Origin of the sequence: Nocardia flavorosea, from assembly GCF_015477805.1 — a bacterium.
GTDB lineage: Bacteria > Actinomycetota > Actinomycetes > Mycobacteriales > Mycobacteriaceae > Nocardia > Nocardia flavorosea_A.
Genome location: NZ_JADLQL010000004.1, coordinates 391,172 through 410,942 on the forward strand (window position 1 = coordinate 391,172; position 19,771 = coordinate 410,942).

A 19,771-nucleotide genomic window follows, 5' to 3' on the forward strand; every position below is an offset into this window, starting at 1 on the left:
GGCGCTACTTTCCGGCCTCGTCGAGGGTGGCGGCGAGCGCCGCCCACGGTCCGTCGGCAATGGTCATCACATGGCTCAGCTGCCAGTATCTGGGGCCCAGATACATTTCCCCGGAACCGTCCGGGGACCGCTCCAGATAGTCCGACCCCTCCAGATCCGAGTTCATCGCGATCGTGGTGACCGGCGGCGTGCCGTCGTCCACACTGATGATGTCGCCACCTCCGCCCGGGATGAAACTTTTCCGGCAGCGCGGGCTCGCGCCCAGCGCGACCGCCGAACTGTTGGTGGTGAGGGTGATATCGGGGTTCAACAGCAATTGGGTCACCCAGGACCGGGCGGCGAGTTCCGGACGGTCACCGTTGAGAGCGACCATCAGCGACCCGCTGAGATCCACCACCAGCAGGGCGCCCGCCGAGGTCAGCCCGACGGCGACCAGGCGGCCGGTGTTCTCCGCGGCGGCAGGTAGATCGTCTGCCGCCCGGGCCGCGGAATCGGCGCCCGTCACCGGGAACATCGTCACCATGCCGGTTGCCACGTCCACCGTGAACGCGGCGGCAGGACCGGACGCCTGGCCCAGTGCGGCCAGTCTGGCCAGCCCTTCCTCATGCAGCCAGCCGAACGCATCACCGGCCGAGACGTCGCCGTCGTCGGTTACGACCGGTCCCGTCACGAGACGGCCTCCGAAGTGCGCACGCCGTCGGCGGATGCCTTCTCGCCGTCTACGAGGGAGGTCTCCATGATCGTCCGGTACTGGAGGGCAGCGTCCGATGTGCTCTCCCGGATCGCCGCCATGATCTCGTCGACCAGTTCGGTGCCGGTGTATCGGGCGGCGGTGCCGGGCGCCAGGTAGAGGCTGGTGAGCCGGCCCATCGCGTCCACCTCGGGAATAACGGTTCCGCTGGGCGAGGGCCGGCGGGCCCGCACCGAATCGATCTGTTCCCGCATATCCGCGATCCGATGCCGGAGATCACGGGCCGCGTCCAGGGCGGCCTGCACATCGGGATGGATATTGCTCATGCGGAACCTCCGGAACGGGTCGGCGCCTGGTTGGGCGGCGGGGGGGTCGGGGATGTCACGGTGGGTGCGATGGTGGGACGTTCACCGATCACCTGCTCGGTATGCGGCGTATCGTCCACGTACATCAACCGATCGGGATGCCAGGCGACCACCCGGTTGCGTTCGTTGCCGTTCGCGCCGCCACCCGCTCCGGGCGACATCGGCATCATCGGCATATACGGCATTCCGCTGCTGCGTCCGTACGGGGCGGATGTCGTCGACGACGACGCGGACTCCATGACCGGCACCCGGGGTGCCGAGGCCAGCCCCGAGCCGGTGCCCAGCCCCGCAGCGGCCGTCATCGGCATCGGCCCCACTGTGACAGATTCGACCTCCGCGGGACTCGGCACACCGGGAAGCGAGGGGACGCCGCCGCCGGGCGACCCGGACGGAATACCGAGATCACCGAGGCCGTAATCGTCGTAGTAGTCGTCGTAATAGTCGTCGGAGATCTCCTCGGTGAGCGGCAGGCCGTTCATTCCCGTGCTCATCATGCTCATCAGCGCGGGCATCATCTGCATCAGCGCGCTGCTGTCGCCGCCCTGCCCCGCACCGGCCGCGGCCTGCCCTGCACCGGCCTGCTCCCCGGTCGCGGTGGCGACCCCCGTTTCGGCCGAATAGCTGCCGATTGTCTCGGCCGAACGCGCGTTCTGTTCCTGGAATTCGGCCAGCGCGGCCTGGGTGCCGATCTCGTCTTTCGAACGCATGGCGCGTACGAGCTTCTTACGCGCGGCGATGATCTCCTCCGGCGTCGGGTGTTTGGCTTTCGCATTGGCGAAGGAATCACTGTAGGCGCTGGCGCTGTCGGCCAGCAGCGTCAGGCCGTTGCCGAGTTCGTCGAGCCACCCCCGGTACTTCGTCAGTTTCTCGGCGACATCACTACCGACCGGTGTCCAGTGCTGCATGGTCGACGCGGCGCTGTCCATATCACCGCGGGCGGTGGTCACGTTCTCGGCGGTGAACGCGCGGACCGAATCGGCGAACCGGCGCGCCGGCCCCGGGCCGGGACCACTGTGCAACTGCTGTGCGAAAACCAGCGGGTCACCCGTGACGCTGGTCATATTGCTCAGGGATTCGGGCACCCGCCGGTATCCCAGTTGTTCGATCTGCGGGACCGGGTTGGCCGCCTCGGTGGTATCTCCCGAGCCGATCGTGCGCGCACCCTCGGTATCGGCAGCCGCGTACTTCACCGCGGCGGCGCCGACATTGTGCGATAACTTCTGCACCTCGTTCAGGACACCGAGCACACCGTTGAACAATCCGGCGGCCTGGGCGTTCAGCCGCGGGACGGCTTGGGCGGAAATAGGATCGGCGCCTGCGGGAAGAACCCATTCACGTGGCAGCGCGGCACCGGTCGTCCTGGCCATATCGGCAGCCCGGGCCGCGACCGCCGTCAGCTCACCGAGGTCGACATTGAGCGCCACAGCTGTCTCCTTTCCACCATCGGCCGATCACACGGGCACGGCAGCCACCGCGGGATCACCGGACTGAGGTGATGCCTGCTGGTCGCCGGTGGCGGGCGCGGCGCCGTCGCTGCTGGTGTCCTTCGAGCCGCCGACTTCGATCCCCGGTGGGTGCACGAAGCCGGTGAACTGGCCGAACTCACCAGTGCTGTCCGACATCTCCGGGGCGAACGGCTCTATTTCCCCGTTGACGATCACTTCCAGTGTGCCTTCTTCGGCGGACCCGAACACCACCAGTACAGCCGTGCGATCGTCCCAGGTCGCCACATCGCCGGTCATCAACTGGAACGGGTCCACACGCGTCCCGATCTCCTTCCTGTCGGTCCACTTCGCCTCGGTCTCGGCGTAGGCCTCCTGAGCATCCGTGCCCTTGATATTGGCGAACGCCTTGTCCAACACCTTTGCCACTGTTGGGGATACCTTCTGGGTCCGCCCATCCGGGAAGGAGTACACCACGCTGCCGTCCTCACCCGGCGTACGCGGCGGCCGGCCGCCGGTCTGCGATGAAGTCGCACCCGAAGAGGGGCCGGTCTGCGTATGCGGCTGAGCCTGCGTCTGCGGCTGCGCGGCCGCGGACGGCGTAGCGGCGGCCTGCTGAGCGGACCACGGCGTGGTCCCCACCGGCGGAGCGACAGGGGCCGGCGCGGTCGCCGCCCGCTCACGGTCGTAACGGGACGGATCGAGATCGGCCCGGCGGCCCGCCAAATCGTTGTCGGCCATATTCCGCATCATCATCTGCTGCATCATCATCGGCAGCATCGAGCTCATCAGCGAGCCCATCATGTTCGCCCCGGGATTGGCCGCGGGAACGGCCGCGGCCGGATTCAATCCTGCCGGGGTTGCCTCGATCGGAGCGGAGGCCCGCTCCAAGCGATCGATCGCGTTGTCCAGCGCCGGATTCTTACCGAGGTCGGCATCGATATCTTTGGGCATGAGCTTGTCGATGTCGGTAGGCGTCGGCACTGCGTTGCTGTCGGGCCAGAGCGCCGGATTGTCGAGACCACTGCCGATCCGGCCGATCGCATTGGCCAGATCGGTGCCGGACGGATTGGCATTCAGATTCGGATTCCCGATGGTCCTGGCCGCAAGTTCGGCGGAGGCGGCGCCATCGTTCATGATTCCCGCCGCTTCGCTGATCGCCTGACTCAGCAGAGTCAAAAAGGACGCGTCGATATCACCGGCCGGGATCGAGGGCATGACAGCGTTCACGCCGCTGATCAGGTTCGCGATGTTCTCCTGCCCGGTCCGGGTGATCTCCTCGACATCCTTCAGTGTCGTGGCCAAGTCGGACTGCGCCTTGTTGAGCGCGGTAGCCGACCCGTTCAACGCTTGGACAGCGTGCGAGTATCCCTGACCGCCTGCACTCCCCGAGCTCACACCGGCAGGCACCGCAAGCGTCCGGATAGGGGTCGGTTCCTTCAGGTCTTCCTTCTTCTCGAGATCTCCGAACATCTTGTAGTTCTCAGCGAGAGAGGTAGCAAAAGAATTTGCCGGGCCGCCATACCAGGTGGCAATGGCGCGGTTCAACTTGACCGGATGAGCCAGGAAACCACTACCCTGCGCCTGGATCGACGGATCGGCGACAAAGGGCGGCTTCCCGAAGAGGCCGGCGGAATTGGCGGCGGCCAGGCCCGACCACATGAGCTCGACAGTTTCTTCGCCGGGCGGGGTTTCCGCGTTGCCGTTCGGTGGCCCGGAACCGCCGTCACCGCCCGAACTGTTGTAGATGTTCATACCCCCGCGCGCAAGAGCGGAGCCGAGACCGACCAGGGTGGCCTGCGGATAACGCAGGTTTTCCTTCCACCAGTCGGCTTTTTTCTGGTTAGCTTTTGCCTTGTCGACGGCATCTTTGATGCCGGGGTTGTCCCGTTTGACCTTCCGCAACTCGGCTTTGGCATCCGCTATTGCACGATCGGCGGGCCCACCCGGCCGGAGCTCGGCTTCCAGCCTTCTTTTTTCGGCCAGTAGATTGTTTTTCTCCTTGCCCTTCAGCCCGGGTTGTCTCAGCCTGTAGTCGACATCGGAGAGTTCGTCCTGGAGAGCTTTTTTGGCCGCCTTCGCCTGGTCTACGCCCTCCGTCGCGGACTTGATGACATCCGGATTGCCGGCGTCGTTCACTTTCTTGGCCGCATTGTCGGACCATTTGCCGATGACTTTACCGACAGCCTTGCCGGCCCCGAAGCCCAGAAGTCCACCGACAGCGCCACTGAAGGCGCCCTTGAAGGTGCCTTCCAGCGTGGGCCCACCGTCGTCCCACCACTGACCGGCGACACCGCCGACCGCCCCGCCGACGATGGAAACCCCCCAGCCGATCGGCGTCCCCTTCATCGCCGCCAAGCCCAGGGTGGTGACGCCACCGACCGCTACATCGACTACAAACCCTCCCCAGTCCATGCGAACCTCCTAGGCAGGCGCCGACGCGACGACTTGTTCGGGCGGAAGATCCGCCGGGGACTCGGCGGCAGCCGCGGCCCCCGCCTCGGACTTCTCGATTCCCGGCGGGTGGACGAAGCCGACGAAATTCCCGAATTCGCCGTTTCCGTCGCGCATATCGGCCGCCCCGGCCACCGGTTGCAACTGGCCGTCCACCACGGCTTCGAGCGTGCCGCTGGTATCGGTGCCGAACACGACCAACAGCGCCGTCCGGTCCTCCCAGACGCCGACATCGCCGGTCATCAACTGATGTGGATCGACCCGTGTCCCGATCTCCTTGTCATCCGTCCACGTGACCTTCGTATTCGCGTATGCCTCCTTGGCATCGGTCGCAGCGGCGTTTCCGAACGCAGCGTCCAGCGCCTGCGCGACCACCGCCGAAACTTCCTGGGTCCGTCCGTCGGGGAAGGTGTAGACGACATTGCCCTCGCCGTGGGCGGGCGGTTTGCCCGTCGTGGCCGGCCCCTGGGTGGCCGGAGGTACGGGCGGCCGCGCCGCCGGCGACTGAGCGCCGGCCGGCGCCGCCGAGGCCGGTGGCGCGGCAGGTGCGACAGCGGGCATCGCCGCGGCCGCCGGTGCCTGCGCCGGGACCTGGTCCTCGCGACGACGACGCCGGGGTTCGTCGGGTACCTGGGCACGCTGCTGCTTCGCGCCCATGGCGCCCATCATCGCCTGCATCATCATCGGGAGCATCATCGATTCGAGCCCGGAACCGGCCGTACCCTGCATGGCGGCGGCGGGTGTGGCCGCGGTGCGGGCCGCCGCGGCGTCCCGGCCCAGTTGCTCCAGTTGCTGCTGTGCCGCCTTGTCGGCCTGATCCGCCTTGTCCGCCGCCGAACCCGGCGCGGTGTCGTCGGCATCGCCGCCCAGGTCGATGGGTGTCGGCGGTTTCACGGTCGAGGGATCGAGTCCGGGTGTGGTCGGCGTGGTCGGTGCGGTCGGGATGGTCGGCACCGTGGGGGTGGTGGGAATAGTGGGGGTGGTGGGGGTTGTGGGAGTTACCGGTTTCTTCGGTTCTTCCGGTGGCTTCGTTTCCGCCGCCAACGCTGCGAACAGTTCCGCGTATGCCCCCATGATCGATTCGGCACCCGCGTATGCCCCCTCGATGATCGAGAACGTATACGAGTCCTCCGTAAAACTGCCATCGGCACCATAGGTTTCCGGGAAACCGAATACCGGAATCTCTGCACCGGCGGTACTCTGATGAACGGCGCTGATCCTTTCGACGTTCTGCGGATGAATCACCGCGAACTTGCCCACAGCACTCACCGAGCTGCGAATATCATTCTTACCTGCATCGCAGTACTCAACCGTTCTTTTGACCGCTTTCGCGACCTGATCATCGGAACTGCGCAGATTCTCGAACCCGATCTCCAGGTCTTGGACGCGTTGCGTATAACTCGGTATTCCGGCCTTTTCCGGGTCGGCAATCTTTCCCGGCAATGCCAATTCATCGGGCAAGCTCGATTCGGTGGGATCCTTGCCGAAACTTTTCCATATCCCGTTGTAGAGGTCCGGCAGTGTCCGATAATTCTGCTGCATGGGCTCGCTGAAAGTCAGACCTTCCGGCCACCGGGCTTTGGTGGGATCCGGCATGAGAATATCGGGCATCCGCTCCGGCTTCTGCTCCGAACCGATCGGTGACACCGGGATATCTCCGACCGCCGGCTGCTCGGCGCCCTCCGAACCGCCGAAATCGACCGTCTCCTGCCAATAGAAGAGACTCGCGCCGACCCCCGCACCCAGCGAACCCATCCCTCTGTTCGGTAGCTGCCGGCGGACCGACCTCAAATAGCCCCCGCCCGAGCCCCGGAACAGACCTCCGCCGCCCATTCGTCCTCGAACCAGCGCGGTGCCGCTCCGCCTCGTGAAGTTGCTGATCGCCGTCCGTCCGGCCGCGGAAAGCCCACCTCGTAAAGCGGCACCCCCGATTCCCCCCAGCGCCCCGCCCAGCGCTCCCATCGCCATGGCAGCGCCGATATCTTCGCCCTGCGCCCAGGCGGAAAGCCCGCCGACAGCGGCTCCCGCAGCAGCCGCGCCGAGCGGCCCCCCCACAGCGAACCCGACAACACTCGCCGCGCCTACCGCAAGAGTGTCCCAGTTGTCGCCGACCCAACCGCCGACGGCATCGAAAAGGCCCACCGGGTCACCTACCCATGATCAGTTCGAGGGCGGGAGCGTCCACAATACGGACAATCGTCATCGAAGGCCGAACTGACTCCGGAACAGCGTTTCCCGACACTCGAGACTCCTTCCCGATCTCGCCCTTATTCTCAAGGATTCCCATCACAGGGAACCGGGTCCGCGCGTGGCGCGCAAAAATACATGTCTCGGGACCAACCACAGCGCTTGGAGCCGACTCGGCCCGATGGATAGGAACTGCGACCGAACAGGAGGAAGGCCGGATGATCCTCCGTTGCGCCGAACTGGAACATCTCGGAGGGACTGCCCGCAGCGGCTTTCTTCGACGGCCGGTGAAAGTCGTGGATCGTTGAGCAACACACCGACTGCACCTCCGCCGGACCTCGATCATTCCGACTCCACCACCCGGAATGTGCCGGTTCCTCCACCGGTTCCCGGTTCCACACGAGACAGTTACAGCGCCGACTCGCTCGACACCAGGTCGATGACGGAGAAGCCGCGAAGGGATACGAACGCGGATCCGTCCTCGTGGTATCCCGACGTGCTCGTCCTCCGCTGGCGCACCTGGCTCGAGGCCCGGCCCTGGCGTCGCAGGACACTGTGGATACTCGGGCTGCTGACTGCCTTCGTCATTTTCCCGGCACTCGTCGGAGTGGTGGTCGCGACGGCGCAACCAGGCAGCGGAGTGTCCCAGATCGACGGCTTGAGCTGGATGAACGTGCGCGATTCGCAGGGTGTCCCGTTGGCCAGCTACAAATTCGACACCGATAAGGGCGGTATCCTCAATCCGGCCAACACCGTGTTGTGGACCCTGCTGAGTATCGAATTCGTCGGCTACATGGCCATCGTCACCTCCGCGATCTGGGTTATCACCTTCACCTTCAGCTTCGAATGGCTGGATATGTTCGCCTCGGCGCTCAGCGGTACCGCACAGGCGCTGGTTCGGCAGATCGCCACGCCCATCGTGCTGACCACCGCCGCGACGGTAGGCGCGTTCTTCGTCGCATGGTTCATTGCCCGTGGTCTGCCCACCAAGGCGACGATGCAGGTGATCACCATGCTCGGCGTGGCGGTGCTCGGCCCGATCTTCCTGGCGGCTCCGCTGGAGGACGTGTTGTCGTCGGACGGGCTGCTGGTCCAGGGCCGCGATGTCGGGCTTTCGGTGGCGGCCGGACTGAACGGCAACGGCAACCCGAATCCGCAGCAACTCGTCAGCATCATGCAGCATGATCTGGCCGATAACTTCGCACGTAGACCGGTGCAGGTGTGGAATTTCGGGCATGTGGTCGACAACACGGGAGCCTGTGAGGCCGCGTGGACCTCGAGCATGCTGTCGGGCGGTGACGTCAAGGACGCCATGGACGACTGCGGTGACGGCGCGGCGCACCACAAAGCAACCCATCCCAGTGTCGGCCAGCTCGGAACCGGGCTCATCCTGTTGATCTGCAGCACGCTGCTGATGCTTTTCGCGGTGTATCTGGGTCTGAAGGTCACCAAAGCAGCCCTCGACACGATCTACCACGGTTTCATGGCGATCTTCGGATTCGCCGCCGGTGGATTCATCTATGGGCCCACGCAGACCTTCCTGGTCCGCAATGTCGTCGATTCGTTCATCGCCGCCGCGAAAATGGCGGCTTTCACCGTCTTTCTCGGCGTCTACGTGCTGTTTCTCGGCAATGTGTTCGATCAGGCCCAAGGCCAGGTGATGTCGGTGATCGTCATCGCCTGCGCGGTCGAACTCATCGCGATCTCGCAGGTGCGCAGACTCAACCGGAGCCTGGAACGCGGCAACAACTGGGTCGCGAATCGGTTCTCCCTGGCCATCCAAGGCGGCTCGGGCGGTGGCGGCGGTGGCGGCGGCGGAAGCGCGCTGGGTATGGGCGGAGCCCAGCTTCCGGGCGGTGGCGGGGGTATCGGCGGCCTCGCGGCACTGGCTGCGCTCAACACCGTCAACGCCTCGCCGTTGGTCGGGTGGCTGGCCATGCGCACGCCCAACCCACTGAATCCGCTGGCACGCAGCAAGAAACTATCCGACCTCGCGAACTACCAGTCCGCCCAGGCCCGGCTGCAAGGGCATATGTGGGCCCAGGGCAGCCGGACCAACTGGATGGATAAGGCGATGCGGCGCGAGGGCAACCACGCGGGCACGGTCTGGGGGCTGGCCAATGCCATCGACGGACTCGGCGACAGCAACGTGCCCGAAGCCCACTGGCCGGCGATCTTGCAGCTGTTCGGCCACACCGATTACGAGATCGAACAGGTGCAGCGGGCGCGGGCGGTGCAGGGGGCCACGACGTCCAAGAATACGTTCAGCTTCCTGCCGCTCCAAAAAGCGATCGCCACAGCGAACGCGGTCGAGAACCATCTGGACCAAGACCCCATCGCGCGCAACGCGTTTGCTTCGTGGGCGGTGATCGCCGGTACCAACTTCAGGCGACATACCCGTGCCCCGGCGCCGGGCGCCGTGCTCGACCAAGGGTTCATAAACCGGGTTCGCCGGAACTGGGATTCGGATGTAAACCTGCGGCGTGCGATCACCCCCGACGAATGGAACACGGTGGGCCGCGATACCCGCTGGGCGATCGGCACCGAAGTCGCTAACGGCTTCTACAATGCCGCGGAGCGGCACCGCATCAGCCCGACCGACGCCAACCGCCGCGAACTCATGCGGTGGACCGGCCGCATGGCCAACCTCGATCACCTGCATCCGGATATGGGCCTGGACCCCTGGGATCCGTAAGGCGGCGAGAGGCCGGCCGCGGACCGGAGACAAGTTCCCGGACCGGGGCTCCGCACGGCCGGCCCGGAATGCCGTCCCAGGAAGGCCGGAGCCGCTATGCCCAGCGAGCCGCCTGGTAGCTGGAGGGCAAGGCAGCCACCCGGACGACGTCGCCGGTTCGCGGCGCGTGCACCACCTTGCCGTCACCGATGTACATCATCACGTGACCGGGGCCGTCGCTCTTGAAACTGCTGGAGGGGAATATCAGATCACCGGGTTGGACCTGCCCGGGAGGCACTTTGGGGAGCGAGCGATACTGGTCGGCCGCCACGCGCGGAATACTGACTCCTGCGGCCCTGGCCGCGTACTGCGTCAGGCCCGAGCAGTCGAAATTGTTCGGCCCTTCGGCACCCCATACATAGGGATCACCGATCTGGGCGAGCGCCACCTCGACAGCCTTGCGTGCCTGCGCGGACCCGCCCGCCCCCACGGTGGTGCCACCACCGCCGGTGCCGCCGAGATTCATATATCCTTTCGGGACATCCTGCCCGGCGATGTTGTACAGGTACTGGTTGGTCAGTTTGTCGATTGCCGCGGCGGTTTCGTTCGCATTGGTCTGGCCGCCCGAAACGATGCCGTGTGCTTTCTTCAGCGCCCTGGTGAGGATCTCGCGGACCTTTTGCTGTCCTTCTTTGGTGTAGGCCTGCGGCCCGAGTTCCGCGAGCGCCACGTTCACTTCCCGGATCAGGGAGGTGACGGCCTTCTTGTCCACGGAATTGTCCCCGGCCAGCCGCTTGATGTAGTTGGCGAGCTGATTGTCCAGATTGTTGAACGCCGTGGCGGCATTCTTCTGGAACAACTGGCGCGCCTTGACCATCCGCGCCGTCTCCCCCGATGCACCGGTCGATCCGGGAGACGAGCCGTCCGACGACTCTTCGGTGAGGCCCAGTTCCTCGCGTAGTTTCTTGACCTGGGGGTCGTCGGTGGGCCCGTCGCCGTACACTTCGGCCAGCAGATCCAGGGCTTCGAGCGCCTTCTGCGCCTCCGGTGACATCTGTCCTTCGGCCGCCGGCTGTCCACCGCCCGAACCGCCTCCCAGCAGCCCCGCCAGCGCCGAGCCGAGGATCGGCAGCAGACCCGCGCCGGCCATGAGCGCCATCGGCGCCATGGTCGACAGCATCTCCGGATCGACCGGCAGACCACCGTTCTCCGGCTCTCTCTCCTCCGCGGGCCGATGTTCCGCCGGCGGCGGCGTTGCGGCCGGTGCGGGTGAAGCGGGGGCCCCCGGCCCGGCCTGCGGACCGGGTGTTCCGGGCGCTGATACGGCTGTTCCCGGCGTCCGGGCGCCGGAAACAGGTACCGCGCCCGGCGGCGCCGCGGTGCCCGGAGCAGCTACGTTCTGCGGCGTGGAATTCGCGGCCGAGGGTCCCGGTGCCGGACCGGAACTGTTGCCGTTCCTCCGCCGCCGGCCATCGTTCGGGGACCACGGGGAACCCCAGAGGGTCTCCTCGGCATCGGCCCCGGTCACCGGATGGGCGTCATCCTCCGGCTCCGCCTCCGCTGCCAGCGGACCGGCCTCGGCGCTCGTCATAGCTCACCACCCAACACCCGTTTGAACCGGGTACCACCGGTGTCCGGAAGCGGCACCCGGAAGAAGCGTCCGCTTCCGGGCTCCCCGGTCACCATCTCGCCCGCGCTCACCGCGATCCCTACACGTGTAGCAGCATTCTCACGGTAGTCCCAGAAAACCAGGTCCCCAGCGGTGACGGCAGTGGCCGCGACCTGCTGTCCGCAATACGCCTGGCGCCCCACTGTTTCCGGGAGCAACACCGCGCGCCGCGGCCCGCCGGGGTCGCCGCACCCGCTGGGCGCGGAATCCGACCCCGGCGGGGCGGCCCCCGGAGCACACTGCCCCGTCAGTGCCGCGGCGGAAGCCGCGTAGACCACATCACGGACCAGGGCCGCCGGATCACCGGACCCCTCGTTCGCGTAGCGGAGCGCGAGGTGCTGGGCGCAGGCCACGGCCGCGCCGGAGTTCGGCGTCTGAATCGCATCGGGTCGCTGGTAGGGCGCGGAACGCATGGCCGTGACGCAGGTCCGGTAGCGGTCGGGGATATCGCGATCGCGCGGATCCAGGGTCATCGAAGAGTACGGGTTGGTACTCGGGAGAGCGGACTGCGTAACGGCCGGCTCGGATGTCCGGACCGGAGATGTGGTCGCGGTGACGGTGACGGACGGGTCCGGGCCGAGCGCACTGTCACATTGATTACGGAAATCGTTCGCGCCGTGGCTGAACATATTCCCCAGCGCGATCAGCGGGCTGAACAGGCAGCACCCACAGGTCACCGAACCCACTATCAGCAGGACCAGCAACTTCCGGTCGCGCCCACTATCTCCTGTTATCGACGGCACGGCTGCACTCCCGCCCGGCTAGTAGGCGCTGGAGCGACAACCGGGATGCGTCACCGGGCCGATCATCGCACCACCTCCGGCTCTCGCTCGGCATGGCCCGTGGCAGTCGGCGTACTGGTGATGGCCGCGCCCCTGTCCGGCCGAGCGGGGCCGAGCACCTTACCGCGGCCGATCCGGTTCAACGCGTCCCGCATGAACATCTCGCCGCGGCGCTCTTCGGGCACCTGCCGGCCCACTCCGACCGGGGGCGAGGTCTCTTCGCGCAGAATCGACAGCAGGAACGGCGCCTCTTCCAGGTCCACTCCGAGCCATTCGAGACTGTTGCGGGCCAGAGTTTCGTCACGTTGCCGGAACACGAACCGGTTGGGGATCAGATTGTGCGCGGCCCCTTGGAAGTCGGTGGCCGGATCGTGCGAGGCCAAGCCGATGGCCGCCAGATGCTTACGTCCGTCCCGGCTGAAATCCGAGGTGACCGCCGACCCGACCTGTGTCTGGGTGAAATGATGTGCCTCGTCGCCGACCAACAATCCGAATCGGCCGTTGTCGGAGAGGAACGCCTCGCGCGCGGTGACGCCCACGAGTTCGTACAGGGCGGTGCCCAGGCGTTTGGTCAGCGGTAGCCGGTTGTACAGGTGCGGGGTGGTGAGTTCCTCCGCGCTCGGCAATGCCAGTTTATGACTGCGCACCACCGTGGCGGCCGCGTCGAGGCGCACCGGTCGCAGATTCGGGTCGAACAGCACCGGAACGCGTTCGACGATGGTGCCGAGACGCGCTGCCAGGTCCGCGTATTCGTCCAGTTCGCCCGGTTCGTCCCGCAACCGGCAGACCACCTTGTACAGGTCGAGCAGGCTGCGGATGCGATGCTGTTCCATTCCTTTCGGTGAGAGCAGGCCGCTGATGGCGGCACCGGATCCGGAGGTGGGAGAGAGATCCAGCAGCGGCAGCACCGAATCGAGTGTGCGTTCGCCCGCCACCCGGGGATCGAACAGCCGCAACGGGTCCAGCGATACCGACGGGTTCGCGAGGTCGATGATGACCGCATCGTCGATCGAGGCGGCGAAATGTTCCCACTCTCCGACCTGACTGCGATCGATCGCGAGGAACTGGCCGCCCATATCGTGTACGAGCACAGCGATCAATTTCAGGAAGTAGGATTTACCCGATCCCAGCTCTCCGGTAACCGCGAACGAAGCGGACAGATCGTGCAACGCCGCTTCCATGATCCCGAAGTGAATCGGCTCGAAATTGCCCGACAGCAGATTGATCCCGATCACGGGCCCGCTGTCGTCGCCGATCTGATTGGTGGTGAACGGCACGAAACCGGCCCACATATCGGAGGGGACGATATGTGCGAAATCGTCGAACGCTCGCCGGGGCGGACTTCCGGGCACCAGCATGGACCACAGATCCACCTGCGCGCCGACCGGTGCGGTCATCTCCACCTGGAACCGTTTGTAACGCCGGCGCAGGATGTTGACCGCGTCCATGGTTGCATCCTGCGTGGCCCCGCCGACGGCGATGACCGTGGTGAAAGAGACCTCGGATTCACCGCCGTTCACCTCGAAATGCTGGTTGTATTCGCCCAGCATCTGCGCTTTCGACATCAACGTGTTCTGCGCGAAGGAGACTTCCTGGTCGCGCTGGTCCATCTGCTCACCGAGCCGGCGCAGGTTGATCTCGTTGTTCTTGAGCACGGCGTCGGCGGATTTGGTGGAAACCCGCATACCCCAATCGACGGTCACATCGCCGAGCCCTTCCAGCACCGTGAGGAATTCGCTGCCGCCCGGAAAGGCCATTCCGCCGTAGGGGAACGACCGCGGGGTGAGCATCGCCTGATACGAGGGACGGTAACCGGAATCGGGCTGCACAATTTTGATCACCGGCACGAACGACGGCCGCAGCCGGCGATTTTCGTCGGCACGCGCCCCTTCGTCCAGCGCTGCCGACCGGAAAACGGCGGCGGTCGCGTCATCGAGAGCGCCGATCCGTGTGGGGGCTACCGGATCGTTGACGGCACCTCGCGCCAGATAGTGCTCCCACAGCCACTGGAACATCGCCGCGGGTACCGGGGTGGGCTCGAAGTCGTACCCGATCCGGGAAAGGATCTCGTTCGCCTCTTCGTCGTACTTCTCCAGATCCGCCCGGGACAGCGCCGTGGCATCGATGGTGGTGGTACTCCCCCGCCACATCCGGGACAAGGCCGAAATTCCGCTGGTCGCGGCCGCACCCACCGGAATCGACAGCAGATAGATCCGTGTCAGCGGATTGATAGCGCGCACCCGTTCGAACGAGGCGACCACCTCGTCGGCATAGTCTTCGCATTCGTCGAGATCGATGCCCTCGACCATTTTGCTCAGGACATCGATGGTGTTCTGGCGCGCCTGGATACCCAGCAGCAGCGAACCGTTGGGCAAGTTGTTGATCAGCGCATGATGCGCCATCTTCACATCGAACTTGTCACTGGCCTTACGCAGCCCATAGCCGAGAGGATTGATGAAGTAGGTAGCCGTCACCAGGCCCGCATGGGTGAACTGCAGATGCCCGCGGATGGCAGCGGTGGGTTGAAGGTCTCGGTTGAACCCCATCTAACCTCTGGCTCCGTTCGTTGCTCGCTCTCTGATGCTCTTGACCTTCACCCCGTTACCGGTGGTCATCGATCGCCAGTTCGACGACGCGGGGGCGGCCGGCGCGAGAACTCGTCCGGACGAGGACGAGCCGGGCTGCTCGTCCCGGTCCGAGACACGGCGCCGCTCGAACAACTGCTGGAACGGAGTCGCCATGGGATCGGCGCTGGGGGCGGCGCGCGCGGCCGAAGCACTTTCCGGCAGGATGACCACTACGGTCTCCTCGATGAACGAAGTGAGCCGGCCCGATTCGGCGGTCACCGGCATACCCGATGCCGAGACCGGTTTCGGATCGAATATCAGCCGCCCGACCCAGAAAACGCGAGAGGTCAACCGCACCCCGGTGTACGGGATCAGGCCCAGCCCGAAACCGATCACGACAGTGAACGCGAGGCCTACGAGGAAGGTTATCGCCGGATTGGCCGGCAGGGTCATGGCCGCCACCGCGCTGATCAACAGGGCGACGGCCACCCCCGCCACCTGCGGCAGGGTATAGGGCCCGAACGGTAACTTCTGGCCGTTCTGAGCCTTGCCGATCACGATGGGAACACGTTTGATCGGCGTGAAGACCTTCACGACCTGGGTTTGGGTCATCGATAGCCACCGACCGGATGATCCGGGACGATGATATTCGCGTCGCTGCGGGCATAGTTCACCAACGTCGGAAGCATCCAGAAGGCCACCGCTGCCAGCAGCCCCGACAAGGTCACCCCGACGATCTTCGCCGGCGAAAGCTTGGATTTCGCGGCCTCGGAGACCAGGACGCCCATCGCCACCATGGTGACCACGATTATCCCCCCGAACCGGAAGGCAACCAAGAAGCCGTACAGGATATTGGTGATGTTGGTCATGGTGTCGCCTCGATTTCAGTTCTGGGTGGCCGGCGGGATCTGCGCGACGGTCGTCGGCGTGGGGGTGGCGTCCGCGGCACCTGGTTCCTCCCCCTGCCGCGCGACGACCGACAACGGCTCACGCAGCGCGGGCAGCATATCGATCGCCTGAACCTGCCACTGGCCTTCGCCGCGCACCATCGTGAGCGGATAGGCCAGCGTCGGTGCGCTACCGGTGGTCGCTTTCGGTGTCACGGTGGCGAGTACACGAGCGGTGGAGCCCTCGGTACCGCAGTGGTTGTCTTCGGCGCTCACCGATACGGCAGCGATATCGGAGAACTGGGCAGGTTGCAATGCGGCGATACCGGAGTTCACCGTCACGTAGCGGGCGACATCTCCTTTACCTGCCAGATACGCGCCCAGGAATCCGGTGGCCACCTGCGCCAGCGCGGTTTCCTCCCCGCACGGTGCCGAATACGCCTGGGCCAGATCGGCACCGATCCCGGGGGGTTCCACCGCCGCGGGCAGTGTGAGCGCCCGCAGGCTGCCTTCCGATACCGAGACCGGCACCCGGTAGTACTGGCGGATTCCGTTCCGGCCCACGCGAACCGACACCGTCACCGACCAGACCTGCACCGTGCCGTGGACCAAGGTGCGCGTTTGATAGACGACGATTGGATCCGACACCTGCTGCCCCGTTTTGGGGAGCGAGATCTCCCGGGTGCCGTCGATGAAACGTGCGAGCGTCTCCTGATCGCCGGACGAGGCGGCCAGGTACGTTTCGACGAACTCCTCGGCGAACGCGCCGGCGAGCCGGACATGCCCGGAAACGGTGACCATGGCCTCGTCTCCCGGCGGTTGCGGGGCCGGCACGAAGAAGTCGTAGACGGCGTGCCCACCACCGAGGACGGCGAGCACCGCCAGCACCACGACGACCGCGTTGTCACGACGGCGCCGCGCGGTCATACGGCGCAGCAGCGCCTCGCCCGAATCGGCGCTTCCGGCAGCCCCAGTCCTCACTCCCGAAATGGTAGGTAGCCCGCCAGGACCCGAACGACCCAACACTTCCCACCACTGGGGACCTGAGCATCGTCAGTTGACCGAACTGTGCTGCGGCCGCACGGCCAGCCAGTGCCGCAGTTGATCGTCGTACCCGACAGGGCCGCACCCCCCGGCGCCCCCGGCCGCGCCGTTCTCCGCCGCCGGGATCTCCTCTCCCGCCCGTGTCATATGCGCTATCGCCAACTCCCGGTTCGAGAACCCCGGATACGGGTAGAGCAGCAACGAGGTCGGCGTATAGCCGCCGTTGTAGTTGAGCGTGCGGATCGTCGTTTCGGCACTCTCACCGGCCCGCACCCGGGTGTGCTGCTCCACCAGCCGGAGCCGGTCGCCGGGGTGGAAAACGTCCACCGGCCGGAACAGGTAGTCCCAGCGCATCCACGGAGCCGGATCGGTCAGCCAATGCGAGATACTCGTGTGAGCCAACTGGACAACGGCCAGGTGATTACCGGCGCGCCGGTGTGCTTCCCGCAACCCGACGCTTTCCAGCGTGGGCCATACCGCCGGGTCCTCGTCGGAGGTGATGTCCTCGATCAGCCACCAGGCGCCGCGACCGCGTTCGTCGTCCCGGGCCCGTATCGTGATCCGCCACCGGGTGGCTCGCCGGGCCGGTCGCAGAATCGATGCCTCGAATTGGAGTTTTCCGCCGGGCTCGGGCCGGTAGAGCAGGTCGAGCACTTCCGCGTGCCGATCGAATCCGGTGACCCGGTGAAAGAATTCGGCGATCGACATCCGCGGCGCGTACTCCTCCGGCGCCATCCCCGACAGCGTCGCGATACCCGGCGGCTGCACCAGAGTCTGACTGTCCAGCTCCCAGGTCGCGCCCACCGCTGTCGGGGGCGGCAGCGCCGGTCCGGCGGCCGGGCCCGCCCACCACTGGACCGCGTGCACATCGCCGGCGGGCCCGAAAACCGGCCGGGCGAGCAACCGGTGCGGTCCCGCTTTGGTGGCGAAGGCCCGGTCCACATCGATTGCCTGCTCCACCGATATCCGCAGGACTTCGGTGATATCCCGGGTGGTCAGCCCGTCGTACAGCGCGGGGGTCCGCGCGAGTTGCCGCTGCAGCACTCGGCGCCAATCGGCGAAATCGCGCGCAGTACCCCCCACCGAGGCGACCGAAAAACCTTCCGGCGCCAATGTTTCGACCGTCACCCAGGGGATCACTGCGCGCCCTCTCATCGCGTGCGTCCAGCCTCACCGCGGTGCGTGTCCCGAATGAGACAACGCCCGCAGGAGATAATGTACCGTTATTCAGCGGCACGTTCAACAGTGCCTTTGAAATTCCGAGCTGGACTTCCAGCAAACCCGGAGCGTCGTCGATAACGAACGCGCGGGAGCGTTCAGCAATATCATGAAACCATGGGTAACACAATCGATTTGCCAACTATCAGCCGGTAGGCGCGACGGTGGGCAATCCACCGCGACGCCTCCGACCAGTACGGCGTCACCGGCCTATACGCGACAGACGAGCAACGGCCGAGCCGAGCAGGACAGGCCGACAGGCGCGGAACTAGACGACTCCCGATCCGCGCCGAACGTCAACTCTGCTGTTGCTGCTGAGTACTCAGCGCCAGGACACCGGCACCGGCCAGCAGGCCCAGATCGCCGAGTTCCGAGGGGAGCGCGCGCAACCCGGGCAGCGACGGTAGCCGCGCGTGCATCGCGACGGCACTCTGCAGCGGCTTCCACAACGCCGACCCCTTCGCGGCCACCGGTCCACCGACCACCACCCGGTCGATATCCAGAAGTGCGGCCACCGAGGCGATCGCCCGGCCCAGCGCTGTACCCGCCCGCTCCATCGCGCTCACCGCGACCGGCTCACCCGACTGCGCGGCGGCCACCAGGGCGTCGACCGAAGCGCCGGGCCAGCCCTCGCCATTCGCCCAGCGGACCATCGCGCCACCGCCGGCGACGGCTTCGAGGCAGCCGCGGCCACCACAGGCGCACGGATCGTCGAAGCCCGGAACAAGGACGTGCCCGACCTGGCCGGCATTACCGGTGCGTCCCACCACGACGAACCCGCCGACCATCGCACCGCCGATTATCGTCTCGGAGATATAGATCGCGAGGGAGTCCATGACCTCCCGCGTTCCGCCGAAATGCCGTTCCGCCAAGGAAAGACAGACGCCGTCGAGCGCCATCGCCACCTGCGCGCCCGGAAACAGCTTCTGCACGGATTCCACGAGCGGAAACCCGCTCTGCCAGTCCCGCACGTGCGCGGGGGCGACGACACCCGAAGACATATCGATGGGGCCGGCGGAGGCGATGCCGATCGCGGTGAGGTCCCGGCCCGCCGCAACCTCCAGGACCAGGTCCCGGGTCCGCTCCCATGCCTGCCTCTCCGGAATCGGGATCTGTCTCACTTCTTCCGGGCCGACGTCGTCAGCGATCTCGATCGCCGCGAACCGGGTCGGACCGATCTCCAACGCCAGAACTGTCATCTGCAACCACCAGTGCTAGGGACGCAATTTCTCCGCAATATAGTCAAGCACCGATGGTTTCGGTCGGTCGAAGCGGACGGCCCAGCACGATATGCCGCTTGGGCGCGGGCGCCGCGGGCTGGTGCGAGGCCGGGCGGGGACCATTGCGAATGATCCGCATCGGCCGTTTGTGGTCGACCGGAACCGCGCGATGCCGCTCCAGATCCTCGATGATATTTCCCGAGTTGTCGTAGGCGATGCCCGCCCAGATCATGGCTCGCGGTGCATCGCCCCGCTCGATGAGTGACTGCGCAAGCCGGCTGCATTGATCGAAAAGAGGGCATCCATAGCAGGTGCGTATTGCTGTACGCCACGCTTCCGGATTTCCCGAGTCCAGATCCCAACTGTCCGGCAACGCCGCACAGGGTGGATGTTGCGCAGATCCCCTCGATCCGGATGCAGGCACGGCCGGAGCCGGCGCAGGGTTGGACGAGCGAGGTGAGACCACGCTGAGCGAACAAGTGGATGTGATAGTCATAACCGTCTCCGGAACTGCCGAGGGCACGCCGGATGAACCCCTACGTGTCCCGTTGGTCGGGCGGATCGTCAGGGC

15 protein-coding genes are annotated in these 19,771 nt (G+C 66.0%); 1 reads left to right on the forward strand and 14 read right to left on the reverse strand.

From position 1 onward, the window contains the following. Nucleotides 1-4: 4 nt before the first annotated feature. Genes IU448_RS20390 through IU448_RS20410 form a run of 5 tightly spaced genes read right to left on the reverse strand, consistent with a single transcriptional unit; the run spans nucleotide 5 to nucleotide 6,707 of the window. Complete coding sequence (locus IU448_RS20390) at nucleotides 5-670, reverse strand: hypothetical protein (RefSeq protein ID WP_195057247.1); 666 nt, start codon at nucleotides 668-670, stop codon at nucleotides 5-7. Beyond that, entirely contained in the window at nucleotides 667-1,017 is a 351-nt protein-coding gene (locus IU448_RS20395) for a hypothetical protein (protein ID WP_195057248.1), read from the reverse strand. Before IU448_RS20395 ends, IU448_RS20390 begins: the two co-directional genes overlap by 4 nt. Beyond that, complete coding sequence (locus tag IU448_RS20400) at nucleotides 1,014-2,480, reverse strand: PPE domain-containing protein (protein ID WP_195057249.1); 1,467 nt, start codon at nucleotides 2,478-2,480, stop codon at nucleotides 1,014-1,016. Before IU448_RS20400 ends, IU448_RS20395 begins: the two co-directional genes overlap by 4 nt. Before the next feature lie 27 nt (nucleotides 2,481-2,507). Further along, on the reverse strand, nucleotides 2,508-4,913 hold the full coding sequence (locus IU448_RS20405; RefSeq protein ID WP_195057250.1) for a hypothetical protein: 2,406 nt from the start codon (nucleotides 4,911-4,913) through the stop codon (nucleotides 2,508-2,510). Between the two features lie 9 nt (nucleotides 4,914-4,922). Beyond that, nucleotides 4,923-6,707 (reverse strand): hypothetical protein, encoded by a 1,785-nt coding sequence (locus IU448_RS20410; RefSeq protein WP_195057251.1) that lies wholly within the window; start codon nucleotides 6,705-6,707, stop codon nucleotides 4,923-4,925. Between the two features lie 871 nt (nucleotides 6,708-7,578). Here IU448_RS20410 and IU448_RS20415 point away from each other — a divergent pair. Continuing rightward, on the forward strand, nucleotides 7,579-9,834 hold the full coding sequence (locus IU448_RS20415; protein ID WP_195057252.1) for a hypothetical protein: 2,256 nt from the start codon (nucleotides 7,579-7,581) through the stop codon (nucleotides 9,832-9,834). 94 nt (nucleotides 9,835-9,928) lie between these two features. Here IU448_RS20415 and IU448_RS20420 read toward each other — a convergent pair whose 3' ends face one another. The 9 genes from IU448_RS20420 to IU448_RS20460 all read right to left on the reverse strand — a co-directional run bounded on the left by IU448_RS20420 (nucleotide 9,929) and on the right by IU448_RS20460 (nucleotide 19,573). Continuing rightward, nucleotides 9,929-10,993, reverse strand: coding sequence for a C40 family peptidase (locus IU448_RS20420; RefSeq protein ID WP_195057253.1), 1,065 nt, complete (start codon nucleotides 10,991-10,993; stop codon nucleotides 9,929-9,931). Between the two features lie 407 nt (nucleotides 10,994-11,400). Beyond that, nucleotides 11,401-12,225, reverse strand: coding sequence for a hypothetical protein (locus IU448_RS20425; RefSeq protein WP_195057254.1), 825 nt, complete (start codon nucleotides 12,223-12,225; stop codon nucleotides 11,401-11,403). Nucleotides 12,226-12,287: 62 nt separating this feature from the next. Beyond that, entirely contained in the window at nucleotides 12,288-14,810 is a 2,523-nt protein-coding gene (locus IU448_RS20430) for an ATP-binding protein (protein WP_195057255.1), read from the reverse strand. Next, nucleotides 14,811-15,443, reverse strand: a complete 633-nt coding sequence (locus IU448_RS20435) for a hypothetical protein (protein WP_195057256.1) — start codon at nucleotides 15,441-15,443, stop codon at nucleotides 14,811-14,813. Then, nucleotides 15,440-15,700, reverse strand: a complete 261-nt coding sequence (locus IU448_RS20440; protein WP_195057257.1) for a hypothetical protein — start codon at nucleotides 15,698-15,700, stop codon at nucleotides 15,440-15,442. Before IU448_RS20440 ends, IU448_RS20435 begins: the two co-directional genes overlap by 4 nt. Before the next feature lie 15 nt (nucleotides 15,701-15,715). Next, on the reverse strand, nucleotides 15,716-16,699 hold the full coding sequence (locus tag IU448_RS20445; protein WP_280458813.1) for a conjugal transfer protein: 984 nt from the start codon (nucleotides 16,697-16,699) through the stop codon (nucleotides 15,716-15,718). Nucleotides 16,700-16,771: 72 nt separating this feature from the next. Further along, nucleotides 16,772-17,917 carry a GAF domain-containing protein gene (locus IU448_RS20450; protein ID WP_228813664.1) on the reverse strand — a complete coding sequence of 382 codons (1,146 nt, stop codon included), beginning with the start codon at nucleotides 17,915-17,917 and terminating at the stop codon, nucleotides 16,772-16,774. A 359-nt stretch (nucleotides 17,918-18,276) separates the two neighbouring features. Next, nucleotides 18,277-19,179: an ROK family protein gene (locus IU448_RS20455; protein ID WP_195057258.1), complete on the reverse strand. Its 903-nt coding sequence runs from the start codon at nucleotides 19,177-19,179 to the stop codon at nucleotides 18,277-18,279. Between the two features lie 43 nt (nucleotides 19,180-19,222). Then, nucleotides 19,223-19,573: a hypothetical protein gene (locus IU448_RS20460; RefSeq protein ID WP_195057259.1), complete on the reverse strand. Its 351-nt coding sequence runs from the start codon at nucleotides 19,571-19,573 to the stop codon at nucleotides 19,223-19,225. Nucleotides 19,574-19,771 lie beyond the last annotated feature (198 nt).